The sequence below is a fragment of the Methylobacterium sp. CM6257 genome (genome assembly GCF_054611515.1).
In genome coordinates, this window is the sequence record NZ_CM137735.1 from 7,037,953 (window position 1) to 7,051,789 (window position 13,837).

Genomic DNA, 13,837 nt, shown 5'->3' on the forward strand with positions numbered 1-13,837 from the left:
GATGACCCCGGTCCTGCTCGTGCTGAATGCGGGCTCGTCGAGCCTCAAGTTCCAGGTCTTCGCGTTCGGCGATGGCGATGATCCGCATCGCGTCTTCCGCGGCCTGTTCGAGGGGCTGGGTGGCGCGCCCCATCTGCGGATCCGGGACTGGACCGGCGCGGTTGTGGCCGACGAGGAATTCGGCAGCGGCGCGGCCTTCGGCCACGAAGGGGCGCTCCTGCAGGTGGCCGCCTGGCTGCGCGCGCACAGCGGCGGCTTTCAACTGGCCGCCGTCGGGCACCGGATCGTCCACGGCGGAATAACCCATTCCGAGCCCGTGCGCGTCGATGCGGACGTTCTGGAAGCCCTGGAGCGTCTCGTGCCGCTGGCCCCCCTCCACCAGCCGCACAACCTCGAGCCGATCCGGATCCTTCAGCGAAACCTCCCCGAGGTGCTCCAAGTCGCCTGCTTCGACACGGCTTTCCATGCCAGCCAGCCGGAGATCGCCCGGCTCTTCGCCGTGCCGCACGCGATGATCGAGCGCGGCGTACGGCGCTACGGCTTCCACGGCCTGTCCTACGCCTACATCGCCTCGGTGCTGGCGGAGTACGACCCCGCCCTTGCCGCGGGACGCGTGATCGTGGCCCATCTCGGCAACGGCGCCAGCCTGTGCGCCCTGAACCACGGCGCCAGCGTCGCCACCACGATGGGCTTCTCCGCCCTCGACGGGCTGCCCATGGGTACGCGCTGCGGCAGCCTCGATGCCGGCGTCGTGTTCTACATGCTGCGCGAGATGAAGCTCGGCCCCGACGAGGCGGAGCGCATGCTCTACACCCAGTCGGGGCTGCTCGGCGTCTCGGGGATCTCGAACGACATGCGCATTCTGCGCAGCGTCGCGGCGACTGATCCCGATGCCCGCCGGGCCATCGACCTGTTCGTCTACCGGATCGGACGGGAGCTCGGCTCCCTGGTGGCGGCGCTCGGCGGCGTCGACGCCCTGATCTTCACGGCGGGCATCGGCGAGAACGACGCGGCCACCCGTGCCGAGGTTCTGCGGGGCGCCGCCTGGGCGGGGTTCGCCCTCGACGAGGCGGCCAACGCAGCCGGCGGCCCGCGCGTGACGCGCGGCCCCGGGCCCGCCGCCTGGGTCATTCCGACCGATGAGGAACTGATGATCGCGCGCGGCACGCGCGCGGTGCTGTCTCAGCACGGCAGCAGCCGGCCGCAGCCGGCCCTATGAGCAACGGGAGATCGCCATGGAAGCGTTGAAAACGAGACCGCCGGCCGACCTCGAACTCGCCGACGAGACCTTCATGTCCGCCGCAGAACTCGGCGCCTACACGGCCAAGTTGAAGGCCGCCAAGGCCCTGAAGGACCTGAAGGCCGAAGACCAAGCGAGCAAGGCGCGGGCCGAGCTGATCAAGACTCTGTCCAAGACCATCGAGCTCACGCCCGAGAAGGTCCAGGAGATCACGCGGCCGCTCCTGCACAAGCTGCGGGTCGCGGCCGAGCAGGGCAAGAACGAGTTGCTGGTGATGCGCTTCCCGAACGCGATGTGCAGCGACGGCGGGCGGGCGATCAACAACACAGAGGCGGACTGGCCCGACACCCTGACCGGGCGACCACGTCAGGCCTACGAGTTCTGGCGCGAGCGTCTGCGTCCCCTCGGGTACGGCTTGGCGGCGATGATCGTCGATTGGCCGGACGGCATGCCGGGCGACGTGGGCTTCTTCCTCACCTGGGAAAAGCTCCACGTGTGATTTCCAAGAGGGGTCGGGACGGCAATCATGACCGAAGAGCAGACACCGACCCACGCCTATGCGCGCGACCCCTCTGCACTTCCGAGTCTCCTCGGGCTGCAGAGACACATCGCAGAGGTGTACCAGGGCCGCTGCATGGCCGCCGCGCAGAGCTACCTCGATACGATGGGTCGGGCGGCTCAGACGTGGCTCGACACGGCCCGGCCGCACTCGCCGCTTCAGGCCTGGAGCGACGCCGCGCGCTACTGGACCGACTTCTCGCAGCGGTCGCTGCTGTTCTGGGACACGCTCCGGCAGCGCGGCAACATGTGGCTGGACCACGAGAAGGCCGGCAAGCCGCCCCTCCTCGCCTTCGATTGGGAGATCGTGGCCGACGGCCGGACCTTCGCGCGACCGGTCAACTACGCGCTCGTGCGCATCGCGCCGCCGCCGGGCACGCGTCTCGATCCCGATAAGCGGCCCTTCGTGATCATCGATCCCAGGGCCGGCCACGGGCCCGGGATCGGGGGGTTCAAGGCCGAGTCCGAGGTGGGGGTGGCGCTCAAGGCGGGGCATCCCGTCTACGTGGTCATCTTCTTTCCCGATCCGGTCGATGGGCAGACTCTTGCCGACGTCGCGCAGGCGGAAGCCGAGTTCCTGCGCATCGTGCGGTCACGGCATTCCACGCGCGGCAAGCCGGTCATCGTCGGCAATTGCCAGGGCGGCTGGGCCGCCATGCTGGTGGGCGCGCTCGATCCGGATTGTGCAGGTCCCATCGTGGTGAACGGCGCCCCGATGTCCTACTGGGCCGGCAATGATGCCGAGAATCCGATGCGCTACGTGGGCGGCATGCTCGGCGGAAGCTGGCCGGCGCTGCTCGCGAGCGACCTCGGCGGCGGCAAGTTCGACGGGGCCTACCTCGTCGAGAACTTCGAATACCTGAACCCGGCCAACACGTTCTTCGGAAAGAACTACAATCTCTATTCCAAGATCGACACCGAACCGGAGCGCTACCTGGACTTCGAGCGCTGGTGGGGGGGCTACTTCCTCATGAACCGGGAAGAGATCCGCTGGATCGTCGACAACCTCTTCGTCGGCAACCGGCTCGCCTCCGGCCGCGCCGAGTGGGCCGAGGGCAGGACGTTCGACCTGCGCGCGATCCGCTCGCCGATCATCCTGTTCGCGTCGCTCGGCGACAACATCACGCCGCCCCAGCAGGCCTTCAACTGGATCGCCGATCTCTTCCCGACGACGAAGGACCTCAAGGCGAGCGGTCAGGTGATCGTGGGGCTGATGCACGAGAGCGTCGGGCATCTCGGCATCTTCGTCTCGGCGGGCGTCGCGCGGCGTGAGCATGCCCAGATCGTCGACCTGCTCGAATATATCGAGCACCTGCCGCCGGGCCTGTACGGGATGCGGATCGAGGAGACGCGCTCGAATGGAGCGTCTCAGTACGATGTGGTGCTGACAGAGCGGCGGGTTGAAGATCTGCAGACACTGCAGAAATACGCCCGCAAGGACGAGATTCCGTTCGGCGCGGTGGAGCGGATCTCTCGCGTGAATGCCGCGCTCTACGAGACGTTCGCCCATCCGGTGCTCTCGGCCCTCGTGCCACCGGAGACGGCACGGCTCGCGCACGCGTTCCACCCGCTCCGGGCGCGCCGCTGGGCGATCTCGGACCTGAATCCATGGCTGGCGCCCGTGAAGGGCTGGGCGGAGTTCGCGCGGGCGCACCGGACCCCTCGCGACGAGGCCGGTCCGAGCGTCGCGACCGAGCGGCTCGTGGCGGCCGGCGTGTCGGCCGCGTGGGACCTGTATCGGCAATTGCGTGACGCGGCGGTCGAGAACACGTTCTACAACGTCTACGGCCCGATCAGCCTCGTGGCTCCTGCCGAACCGGCAGCGCGTCCCGAATCGGGTGCCGCTGGAGGAACATCGGCCGTCGAGGAGGCGCTCGTCCGGATCAAGGAGGGCGGACTGGCCGAAGCCGCAGTGCGGGCAGGCTTGCTCATCGCCCGCCGCGGGAGCCGCGAGAAGCGGCTCTCGACCGCCAAACGCATCCGCGAACTCGTCGGCCAGGAGATCGGCCTCCTCGGTCAGCCGGCCGACGAGGCACGCCAGATCGTTCGGCGGCAATCCTACATCGTCAAGCATGAGCCTGAACGCGCGCTCGCGACACTCCCGACCCTCGTGCGCACGGCCGAGGAACGTCGACGGCTCCTGGAGATTCTGGAGCGGCTCGTGGAGCACGTCGACTTCGCTGGCGCGCAGAAGACGCTGATGCCCGAGTTCCGACGCGTGCTGGCGCTGGAACCCCTTCCCGCGCCGGTCGCCGCGGCCGGCGCCACAACGCATGCGCCCGGGCGCCACACCCGCCCGGGCAGGTCGCAGAGGGCTCACCGATGACACGGATCCCGGACGGCAACGCATTGGCCGGCAAGCGCGCCCTCGTGATCGGCGTCGCGAACGAGCACTCCATCGCGTATGGCTGTGCCAGGGTCTTCCGCCAGCTCGGGGGGGAGCTTGCCCTGACATACCTGAACGAGAAGGCGAAGCCGTTCGTCGAGCCCCTGGCGCGGGAGCTCGGAGCGTCGATCCTAGTCCCCTGCGATGTCCAGAGGGAGGGAGAGCTCGAGGCTGTGTTCCGCCACGTGGCCGAGACCTGGGGCGGCCTCGACATCGCCCTGCATTCCATTGCCTTCGCGCCGAAGGAGGACCTTCAGGGACGGCTCGTCGACAGTTCGTCCGATGGCTTCAAGGTCGCCATGGACGTGTCCTGTCACTCCTTCATCCGCATGGCGCGGCTCGCCGCGCCCCTGATGCGGGACGGCGGTACGCTCCTCACCATGAGCTACCACGGCGCCACGAAGGTCGTCCCGAACTACAACCTGATGGGACCCGTGAAGGCGGCGCTGGAGAGCGCCGTCCGGTATCTCGCCTATGAGCTGGGCAAACAGGCGATCCGTGTCCACGCGGTCTCGCCCGGCCCCCTCAAGACGCGGGCGGCTTCGGGCCTCAAGGATTTCGACCTCCTGCTGGCCGAGGCCGTGCAGCGCGCACCGATCGGCGATCTCGTCGACATCGACGATGTCGGCCTCACCGCGGCCTACCTGACGACCCCTTACGCCGCCCACCTGACGGGCATGACCGTGTACGTGGATGGCGGCCTCAGCATCATGGCGTGACGCGCACCGGAGCGCCTGACGGCGCGCCCGCGAGCGACGGAGTGGGGCACGATGGCGGACCTTTTCGCCGAACTGATCTCTCCCGAGCGGGTCGTCTTCGCGGGCGAGGTCCGCTCTGTCGTCCTTCCGGGCGTCGAGGGTGACATGACGATCATGCCCGGCCACCAGCACCTCGTGACGGCGCTGCATCCCGGCATCGTATTCGCGATCGATGCCGCCGGAACCGGCCGCCGGGCCTTCGTACGGGGCGCGCTGGCCGAGGTCACGGCCGAGCGGGTGACGATCCTCGCCGAGCGGGTCCTCTCCGTCGAGGAACTGACCGGCGATCAGATCGACGCGGAGATCCTGCAGCTTCAGACGCAGCGGGATGCGACACGCGACGAGGCGACGCGGGCCAGATTCGACGTCTCGATCGCCCGTCTCGAGGAGTTCAAGGCCGGGCTCGGGCTCTGACGGACCGGTCTTCGGGCGCGGGTCTTCGGGCGCGGGTCGCCCCCTCAGTGCAGCTCCGGAACGAAATGGCCCTTGTTGAGGGTATCGTCGTAGGCGTTGTCCTTGACGCGCTTCGGCAAGGTCACGGCCTCGCGCTTCATCTCCTTGTAGGGGATCAGGTGGAGCAAATGGGCGATGCAGTTGAGCCGGGCGCGCCGCTTGTCGTCTGAGCGGACGATGTACCAGGGTGCCTCGTCGATGTCGGTCGCGGCAAGCATCTCGTCGCGCGCTTTCGAGTAGTCATACCAGCGACTATAAGACTCGAGATCCATGGGGCTGAGCTTCCACTGCCGGAGTGGATCATCGATCCGGGCCAGGAACCGGCGCTTCTGCTCCTTCTTGCCGACTTCGAGCCAGAACTTGATCAGCTGCGCTCCACCGCCGACGATGAAGCGCTCGATCTGCGGGCAGAGTTCGAGGAAGCGGCGGTGGTCCGCGTCGCTGCAGAAGCCCATCACCCGCTCGACGCCCGCGCGGTTGTACCAGGAGCGGTCGAAGATCACGATCTCGCCGGCCGCCGGGAAGTGCTCGATGTAACGCTGCATGAACATCTGGGTCTTCTGCCGGTCGGAGGGGGCCGGCAGCGCGGTGACGCGGAACACCCGTGGGCTCACCCGCTCGGTGAGGGCCTTGATCGTGCCGCCCTTGCCGGCGGCGTCGCGCCCCTCGAAGACGATGATGATGCGCGCGCCGGTCTTCCTGACCCAATCCTGCAGATGACAGAGCTGAATCTGCAACGCGCGCAATTCCCGCTCGTATGCCTTGCGCTTGAGCTTGGGGTTCGCCTGTCCGCCGTCGACGGCTTCGTCGTCCTGCTCGGGCTCCTGGATCCGCGTTGCATCGTCCATCATGGCTCGGCCTCCCCGTCCTGCCCGGCACGACCGCACGCGGTCACTCGGCCGGCATGTGCTCCTGCGTTCCGGCCGGCTCCGCCGGCGCGCCGCGCCGCGCGCCTGTCCTGCCCACGAGGCCCCAGGCCCGCTCGCGCAGGCTCTGGAACAGCACGTAGAGGGGCGGGATGACGAAAATTCCGAGGAAGGACGCGGCGATCATGCCGCCGAAGACGGGCGTCCCCACGTTGCGCCGGGCGAGTTGCGAGGCGCCGGTTGCGATGACGAGCGGAAACAGGCCCAAAATGAAGGCGAAGGAGGTCATCATCACGGGGCGGAAGCGCAGGCGCGCGCCCTCGGTCGCCGCCTCGTGGAGCGGCACGCCCCGCTCACGCTGCTCCTTGGCGAACTCGACGATCAGGATGCCGTTCTTGGCCGCCAGGCCGATCAGCACCACCATGCCGATCTGCGCGTAGAGATCGAGGGTCAGGCCGCCCCATACCATCGCCGCGTAGGCGCCCAGGATCCCGACGGTGACCGACAGCAGCACCGGGACGGGGATCGTCCAGCTCTCGTACAGGCCGACCAGGAACAGGAACGCGAAGAGGATCGCGAAGCCGAGGATGATGGCGGTCTTGCCCTCGGCCCGCTTCTCCTGGAAGGCCGTATCGGTCCACTCGCCCGCGAACCCCGCCGGCAAGGTCCGGCTGGCGACCGCCTCCATGGCGGCGAGCGCCTGGCCCGACGAGACGCCGGGCGCCGGAGAGCCCTGCACCGTGACCGCCCGCAGGTTGTTGTAACGGATCAGCGCCGGCGGCCCGACCACGATCCGCGCCTCCGCAAGCGAGCGCAGCGGCACCATCTCGCCATCCTTGTTGCGCACGTTGATGCGGTAGATGTCGTCAATCCGCGTGCGATCGGCGGCCTCGGCCTGAACCTGCACCTGCCAGGTGCGGCCGAAGAGGTTGATGTCGTTGACGTAGTAGCCGCCGAGCGAGGCCTGCAGCGCCTGGAACACGTTGTCCAGCGGTACCCCGAGGATCTGGACCTTGTTGCGGTCGATGTCGAGGAACACCGACGGGTTGGTGGCCGAGAAGGTGCTGAAGACGCGGTTGAGCTTCGGCTCGTCGTTCGCCGCCACGATCAGCCCGCGCACGACTTGGGCGAGTTCCTTCGGATCACCGCCGCGCAGGTCCTCGAGGACGTAGGCGAAGCCGCCGCCGGTGCCGAGCCCGATGATGGGCGGCGGCGCCAGGGGAACCACGGTCCCGCCCTGGATCTCCCGGAACTGCTGACCCAGCCGCGCGATGACGGCCGCCGCCCCGTCCCCGGCGCCGGTGCGTTCCTCGAAGGGCTTGAGGGTCACGACTAGGAAGGCGGCGTTGCCTTGCGAATAGTTGTCGATAAAATTCAGGCCGATCACCGATGTCGTGTCGGCGACCACGTGCTCCTGCCGCAGGATCTCCTCGGCCTTGGCGACCACCTCGGAGGTACGCCCGACCGCGGCGCCTTCGGGTAGCTGCACCACGACGAAGAAGGCGCCCTGGTCGTCCTCCGGCAGGAAGCCGGTGGGTGTCATCTTGGCGAGCTGCAGCGTGCCGTAGGCGGCCGCTCCGGTGAGCACGAGGCCGATCACCGAGAGGCGGACGATCCGCGCCACGGCCGCGCCGTAGCCGTCGCGCACCCGGTCGATCGCCCGCATGATGACGCCCATGATCCCGCGGCGGGGGCCGTGATGCGGCCGCAGCAGCACGCCGCACAAAGCCGGCGACAGGGTCAGTGCGTTGATGGCCGAGATGAACATCGAGACCGCGACGGCGACCGCGAATTGCCGGAAGAGCTCGCCCGAGATGCCGGGCACGAAGGCGACCGGCACGAAGACCGAGAGCAGCACCAGGGTGATGGCGATGATCGGCGCCGTGATCTCGGCCATCGCCCGCTTGGTGGCCTCCTTCGGCGAGAGGTCGGGATGCTCCTCCATCACGCGCTCGACGTTCTCGACGACCACGATGGCGTCGTCGACGACGATGCCGATGGCCAGCACCAGGGCGAGGAGCGAGACGGAGTTCGCCGAGTAGCCCACCGCCTTCAGAGCGATGAAGGTCCCGATCAGGCTCACGGGTACGGCAAGCGTCGGGATGAGCGTCGCGCGCAGGCTGCCGAGGAACAGGAACACCACCACCACGACGAGCACGAAGGCTTCGAGCAGGGTCTTGCGGACCTCATGCACCGTCTCGGTGATGAAGGTCGTCGGGTCGTACGTGACCTTCCAGGCGAGCCCCTCGGGGAAGGACTTGGCCAGGGCGCCGACCCGGGCCTCGACCTCCTTCAGGGTCGCGAGGGCGTTCGCGCCGGGGGATTGGTAGATCGCCACCACCGTCGCGGGGCTGCCGTTCAGTCGCGTCTCCCGGTCGAGATTGGCGGCGCCGAGTTCGACCCGGGCGACGTCGCCGAGCCGCAGCACGGACCCGTCCGGGTTGGTGCGCAGGATGACGTTGCGGAACTGGTCCGCGGAGTTCAGGCGCCCCTGCGTCTGGATGCTGAGCTGGAGCTGCTGCTCGTCGGAGATCGGGCGAGCGCCGATCCGCCCCACGGGCGCCTGCACGTTCTGCGCCTGGATCGCCGCGATGACGTCGCCCGTCGTCATGTTGAGGCCGGTGAGCTGGTCGGTCCGCAGCCACGCCCGCATCGCGTAATCCTGCGGCCCCCACAGCGTCGCGTCGCCGACGCCGGGCGTGCTCTTGATGCGGTCGAGCAGATTGATCGTCACGTAGTTCGAGATGAAGAGCGGGTCCTGCACGGACTTGGGCGAGTAGACCGCCAGCACGCCCAGCAGCGCGGAGGACTTCTTCTTGACCGTGACGCCCTGCTTGCGAACGTCCTCGGGCAGCTTGGCCAGGGCGATCTGGACCCGGTTGTTGACGTTGACGGCGTTGATGTCCGGATCGGTGCCGAGCTCGAAGGACCCGGTGAGCGTGTAGCTGCCGTCGTTGCCGCTGACGCTCTTCATGTAGATCATCTTGTCGACGCCCACGACCTGAGACTCGATGGGCTGTGCGACCGTGGATTCCACCACCTCGGCAGAGGCGCCGGGATAGGTCGTCGTCACCGAGACCTGCGGCGGCACGATGTCGGGGTACTGCGCCACCGGGATGGTGAACAGCGCCAGCGCGCCGGCGATCGCCGTGACGATCGCGATGACCACCGAGAGGCGCGGCCGGTCGACGAAGATCGCCGAGAACATGGCCTCAGATCCTGCTGGCCGACTGGGCGATCGGGTTCGCCCGCACGGCGATCCCGGGCCGCACCCGCTGCAGCCCGTCGACGATGACGAGTTCCCCGCCCGACAGGCCCTCGTCGATGACGGCGTCCGGGCCGGTACCGCCGGAACCGGGCTTGACGCGCCGGATCACGGCCCGCCCGTCCTCGACGACGAAGACGTAGACGCCGCCCTGGTCGGCGATGAGCGCCGCCTGCGGCACGAGGACCTTCAGCTCGGGCTCGCCGATCTGAAGGGCGACCCGGACCAGCTGCCCGTCGCGCAGCACGCCCGCCGGGTTCGGCATGACGGCACGCACCAGGACCGTGTCGGTCGTGCGGTCGACGCTGATGTTGACGAAATCGACCCGGCCCACCTGGCCGTATTCCGAGCCGTCCTGAAACCGGATCTTGACTCCGGCTTTGCTGCGATCCGGGCTTTTCGCGCCTTGCTGATAGCGCAGGAATTCGCGCTGGCTCACCGGGAAGGTGACGTAGATCGGATCCTGGCTGACGATCGTGGTCAGCACGCCGCTGTCGGGCCCGACCACGTTGCCCTTCGTCACGCTCGTGCGGCCGATCTGGCCGGCGATGGGGGCGGTGATGTCCGTGTAGCCGAGATTGATGCGGGCGGTCTGGAGATTGGCCTCGTCGCCCGTGACGGCGCCCTTCGCCTGATCGAGCGCGGCGCGTGCTTGGTCACGGGCAACGACAGTCCCCGAATTCCGATCGAGCAGATCCTGCGCCCTCTGCAGCTGGATGGCGGCCAGAGCCTCAGCCGCCTTGCTGCGCTCCAGGGCGCCTTCGGCTTGCTTGACCGCGGCCACGAACAGGTCGCGCTCGATCCGGTAGAGGGGGGCTCCTGCCTTGACCGGATCGCCCTCCGTGAACAGCACGGCCTCAAGATAGCCGGTCACGCGGGCGCGCACCTCGACGCGTCCGACCGCCTCGACCCGGCCGACGAAGTCCAGTGCCTTGTCTAGAGCCTTGCGCTGCGCCGTGACCGTTCCGACCGTCAGCACCGCACCGGGATCCCCCTCACCGCGGACCGAGGGGCCGAGGCCTACGGTCAGCAGGATAGCCAGCAGAAGAGGGAGCAAGCGGATCATGGCCGAGCCTCGCCGCACCTTCATGAGGCTGCGGGGCACCATTTTCGCAGTTTCCAGGCTTTTTGCTTGATCGAGCGGGACGCCCCCAGGCTGAAACGCAGTCCCCGTTGCACGCAATTTGATACAGGATTGGCCCGGCTCGGCTCGCTTCCGAATGTCAACGACCATTCCGAATGAGTCGCCGCGTGCGATGGCAGGTCCGTTCGGGTGCGCCGGTCGCGAAAGAGGGTACCTGCCTTCCCAAAGAGGGTACCTGCCTTCCCGATGCCTCAGCCCTTGCCGGCATCCCCCTGGGCCGGGACCTCGAGGCGGCTCCCATCGCGAAACAAGAGCGCATGCAGCCGCTCAGGGCCAAGCACCCGGGCAAGCTCTCGAAACGCGAAATATGGCAGCAAGGCCACGGTTAGGATGAGGACCACTGACCCGACGCCGAAGATGCCCCCCCCGCCGATCACCGGCATGCTCCCGACCAATGTTTTTCCCCGCCAAAGCCCGATTGCCATTTCCTCAAGTGTGTAGGCGCAGACTAGGAGGAATGCGAAGACGCATGAGCGGGCGATAATCGGATAGATCAAGGGCCTGCCCTGGAGATGCGGGCGGGTGTCCAGATGCTCGGCAACGAGCATGATCTTCGCCAGAATCCACGCATTGATGAAGGCCAGACCATAGAACTTGTATGCAATGCCATGGCGTGACAAAACGGCGTGTTCGTGGAGAATCAGGATCCCGAAGATAATCCATAAGTATGCGAAAATTCCACTGATGTGCTTTAGCTCCGTAAATAGACCACGCCCAAATTTATGGAGCCGACTGCCGAAGCGGCCTTCGGACCAAGACGTTGCGTCGGCCTTCATTGATGTGGATTGTGGCCGTAGATTGTGCATGCGCCCTACTCACCACGAGTGAGTTCGGTTGAGTAGATTCAAACACTGTTCAAATATGAAATTAAATTTATTAAATCGTTCAAGAAATCCAATCTTAGGTCCAAAATTACTCGATCTGTCATCTTGAGCAATATCCGGATCGGGGTCGAAGTTCCTGTTCAGGGTGCTGGGCATTCCGCTCGGAAATTCAGGCTCGCTCGATGATCTGCCATGTTCAGGATTTCTCAGTTCAGCCTTCAGTCCATCAAATTTGCACATCATGGCAGTTTTTGCGCGTGTCGCTTGATCGGGCGGGACACCGAGAATCCACGCTTGCACCAGGGGTGAGCAAGGCCGCGGGTCCGGCAAGCGGCGGTTCGGCGTAGATGATTCAGCGCGATGTCTGGCGCGCCGACAGGCGGTAAAGGCTCGGCATCCTAGAGCGCCTCCTTGGGGTTCTTTCAGCAAGCCGGCATGTCATTGCGGCCCAGGGCGCGCCGGACCGTCGAGCGTGCGGCCTCAATGGCCACGCTGGCGGCGCCGAGCATTCGAGGCTCGGTCGGCCTGTTCAGGGCATGACGGGCGATGCTCGCGGCCAGATCATCCACTTCTCCCGCGATGGCATCCAAACGCTTCCGGTCGGTCTCGCGCCGGGCCTCCGAGCGGAGTTCAAGCAGTCGCGCTGTCGCGACCTCGATCCGCTGCCGACGGATGCGCCCGAGGCGCTGCCGCAGCCAAGCGATCATCGAGCCGACGCCCCCGCCCAGGATGGCCACGAGGTAGATCCAGCTCTCATAGCGTTCGATGAACGTCTGCTGCTCACGCTCGTAGTAGTCGATGGCACCCGGGTGGATCGGCAAACGGGCCGTGGTGGCGTCCGCCGTGTCGTCGTACGCCGGATAAGTGACATTCTCCGCGGCCGGCACGGTCTCGGCCAGCGCCGCACGCATCTCGAAGAGATGCTGCGTCACTTCGGCGGCGACACTGCGCGACAGGCCGGCGCGGGCCATCAACCTGTAGGACGAGCCCACGGTCGCGACGTCTTCGGCAGGAAGGCGTGGATTGCCGCCGAACAGGGCGGCCGGTATCGTCACCGCCTGAAGACGCGGCCGGCGCGCCAGCACGGCTGCGGCATCGGGAACCCCGAGAAGCACGACATCGCCGTCCGCGCTCGCGTCGCGGACGAGACTGACCACCCGCCGTGCAGACGGCGAGGCCGGTGTCGTCACCAGCGCCATCGCGTCAATGCGTCCCTCGCCGAGCGCGGCCACCACGTCCGCTTCCTCCAGTGCGACGAGGATGATGGCCTTGGCGGCCACAGGACCGGTTACGGGGTCGGTGAGGAGTTCCAGCCCGTCATGGGTGGCCAGATCGCGCAGGAGCGTCCTGTCCGCATCTCGGCCCGCCAGCATGCCCAACCGCTTGCCTGCCAAATCCGGGACGCTCTCGATGCCGGATTTGGCGGGCGCCGCAACGAAGGCCGCGAGTTCACGTAGGACAGCGAGGGTCATCCCGTTCCCGGGCATCGACACGTCCGGCCGGACCACCGCAAGGTCGGCCCCGCCGGTCTTGAGGGCATCCGCGCTCTCGCGCACGCCGGCGAATTCTAAAATCTTGAGCCGGATGCCAGCATTCCCACGGACGAGTTCATCGGCGTAGGCCCGCAGAAGAGCCGGTTCGGTTCCGCCGCTCGGGGCTACCGCGATGGTCAGGGTCGAAGCGCGCGTAAGACGAGCCCCCGCAGCGGCCATCAGGACGAGCACGAGCGCCAATCCCAGAGTGAGTAATGCCTCGCGGCCGCCAGGAAGCGCCAATTTACGCACGCTTGCTCCCCGTCCGCAGCGGCCCAAGCCGACCATAGGACTCCACTGTGCGACACACCGCCAGTTTCCGAGGAGCGTGGCGCTTCACCTCTGAAGTCGCCTCAGGACGCTTATGGCCTCGCCGCACATCCCAAACCTAGATCCGACACCTACCGGTGTGAAGCATAAGCGTCGCCGCGTAGCCGATCGCCTCGAAGTCGTTGCTGCAATCATCGGCCGAGAAGGGCGCTTACCCTCGGCGGATGACGTCTTGGAGGCCGGCGACGTGACCGACCCATGCCGTCCCGATCGATCCGCTCGAACGCGGAGCTTAGAGGCGGCTTGGGATCAGGATCGCGGTCTGCACGGCCCGGTTTCGGGCGCCATCGAAGCTGGTCGCGATCCGGTGTATCAAAAATCGAAACGATATGTTTCGATTGTTTCAGTTCCCTAGCCAGCGCTCCTGCTACAAGATTGCCTCCGACAACGCACCAGCTTCGGGACGCGGCCAACCTTCAGTGCGAAGGTGCCTCCCTGACCGCTCGCCGTGGTGCGTCCCGTTCGGAGAAGGAGCATGCGC

General features: G+C 67.0%; 10 protein-coding genes. 5 read left to right on the top strand and 5 right to left on the bottom strand.

Going from position 1 to position 13,837, the window contains the following annotated elements:
• Window position 1 precedes the first annotated feature (1 nt).
• The 5 genes from ACYCO6_RS34455 to atpC are packed head-to-tail and all read left to right on the top strand — an operon-like array spanning window position 2 to window position 5,356.
• Window positions 2–1,219: an acetate/propionate family kinase gene (locus tag ACYCO6_RS34455; protein WP_459767880.1), complete on the top strand. Its 1,218-nt coding sequence runs from the start codon at window positions 2–4 to the stop codon at window positions 1,217–1,219.
• 16 nt (window positions 1,220–1,235) lie between these two features.
• On the top strand, window positions 1,236–1,739 hold the full coding sequence (locus tag ACYCO6_RS34460; protein ID WP_459767882.1) for a hypothetical protein: 504 nt from the start codon (window positions 1,236–1,238) through the stop codon (window positions 1,737–1,739).
• Window positions 1,740–1,766: 27 nt separating this feature from the next.
• Window positions 1,767–4,124, top strand: a complete 2,358-nt coding sequence (locus tag ACYCO6_RS34465; protein ID WP_459767884.1) for a DUF3141 domain-containing protein — start codon at window positions 1,767–1,769, stop codon at window positions 4,122–4,124.
• Window positions 4,121–4,903 carry an enoyl-ACP reductase FabI gene (gene fabI / locus ACYCO6_RS34470; protein WP_459767886.1) on the top strand — a complete coding sequence of 261 codons (783 nt, stop codon included), beginning with the start codon at window positions 4,121–4,123 and terminating at the stop codon, window positions 4,901–4,903. The genes ACYCO6_RS34465 and fabI overlap by 4 nt, the downstream gene beginning before the upstream one ends.
• A gap of 51 nt (window positions 4,904–4,954) precedes the next feature.
• The gene (gene atpC, locus ACYCO6_RS34475; RefSeq protein WP_459767888.1) at window positions 4,955–5,356 is read left to right on the top strand and encodes an ATP synthase F1 subunit epsilon; all 402 of its coding nucleotides are present in this window, start codon (window positions 4,955–4,957) and stop codon (window positions 5,354–5,356) included.
• A gap of 44 nt (window positions 5,357–5,400) precedes the next feature.
• Here atpC and ppk2 read toward each other — a convergent pair whose 3' ends face one another.
• From ppk2 to ACYCO6_RS34500, 5 genes are all read right to left on the bottom strand, one after another.
• Window positions 5,401–6,246 carry a polyphosphate kinase 2 gene (ppk2, locus tag ACYCO6_RS34480; protein WP_459767890.1) on the bottom strand — a complete coding sequence of 282 codons (846 nt, stop codon included), beginning with the start codon at window positions 6,244–6,246 and terminating at the stop codon, window positions 5,401–5,403.
• A 40-nt stretch (window positions 6,247–6,286) separates the two neighbouring features.
• Window positions 6,287–9,469 carry an efflux RND transporter permease subunit gene (locus ACYCO6_RS34485; RefSeq protein WP_459767892.1) on the bottom strand — a complete coding sequence of 1,061 codons (3,183 nt, stop codon included), beginning with the start codon at window positions 9,467–9,469 and terminating at the stop codon, window positions 6,287–6,289.
• Between the two features lie 4 nt (window positions 9,470–9,473).
• The gene (locus ACYCO6_RS34490; protein WP_459767894.1) at window positions 9,474–10,592 is read right to left on the bottom strand and encodes an efflux RND transporter periplasmic adaptor subunit; all 1,119 of its coding nucleotides are present in this window, start codon (window positions 10,590–10,592) and stop codon (window positions 9,474–9,476) included.
• A gap of 269 nt (window positions 10,593–10,861) precedes the next feature.
• Window positions 10,862–11,446: a hypothetical protein gene (locus ACYCO6_RS34495; RefSeq protein ID WP_459767896.1), complete on the bottom strand. Its 585-nt coding sequence runs from the start codon at window positions 11,444–11,446 to the stop codon at window positions 10,862–10,864.
• A gap of 470 nt (window positions 11,447–11,916) precedes the next feature.
• A complete protein-coding gene (locus tag ACYCO6_RS34500) occupies window positions 11,917–13,206 on the bottom strand; it encodes a TAXI family TRAP transporter solute-binding subunit (protein WP_459773862.1) in 1,290 nt (429 codons plus the stop codon).
• Between the last annotated feature and the right edge of the window lie 631 nt (window positions 13,207–13,837).

What these genes read in the sequence shown, in the direction of transcription:
- ACYCO6_RS34455 (WP_459767880.1), top strand. Translation starts at nt 2, where the DNA reads ATGACCCCGGTCCTGCTCGTGCTGAATGCGGGCTCGTCGAGCCTCAAG.
- ACYCO6_RS34460 (WP_459767882.1), top strand. Translation starts at nt 1,236, where the DNA reads ATGGAAGCGTTGAAAACGAGACCGCCGGCCGACCTCGAACTCGCCGAC.
- ACYCO6_RS34465 (WP_459767884.1), top strand. Translation starts at nt 1,767, where the DNA reads ATGACCGAAGAGCAGACACCGACCCACGCCTATGCGCGCGACCCCTCT.
- fabI (WP_459767886.1), top strand. Translation starts at nt 4,121, where the DNA reads ATGACACGGATCCCGGACGGCAACGCATTGGCCGGCAAGCGCGCCCTC.
- atpC (WP_459767888.1), top strand. Translation starts at nt 4,955, where the DNA reads ATGGCGGACCTTTTCGCCGAACTGATCTCTCCCGAGCGGGTCGTCTTC.
- ppk2 (WP_459767890.1), bottom strand. Translation starts at nt 6,246, where the DNA reads ATGATGGACGATGCAACGCGGATCCAGGAGCCCGAGCAGGACGACGAA.
- ACYCO6_RS34485 (WP_459767892.1), bottom strand. Translation starts at nt 9,469, where the DNA reads ATGTTCTCGGCGATCTTCGTCGACCGGCCGCGCCTCTCGGTGGTCATC.
- ACYCO6_RS34490 (WP_459767894.1), bottom strand. Translation starts at nt 10,592, where the DNA reads ATGATCCGCTTGCTCCCTCTTCTGCTGGCTATCCTGCTGACCGTAGGC.
- ACYCO6_RS34495 (WP_459767896.1), bottom strand. Translation starts at nt 11,446, where the DNA reads ATGAAGGCCGACGCAACGTCTTGGTCCGAAGGCCGCTTCGGCAGTCGG.
- ACYCO6_RS34500 (WP_459773862.1), bottom strand. Translation starts at nt 13,206, where the DNA reads ATGGCCGCTGCGGGGGCTCGTCTTACGCGCGCTTCGACCCTGACCATC.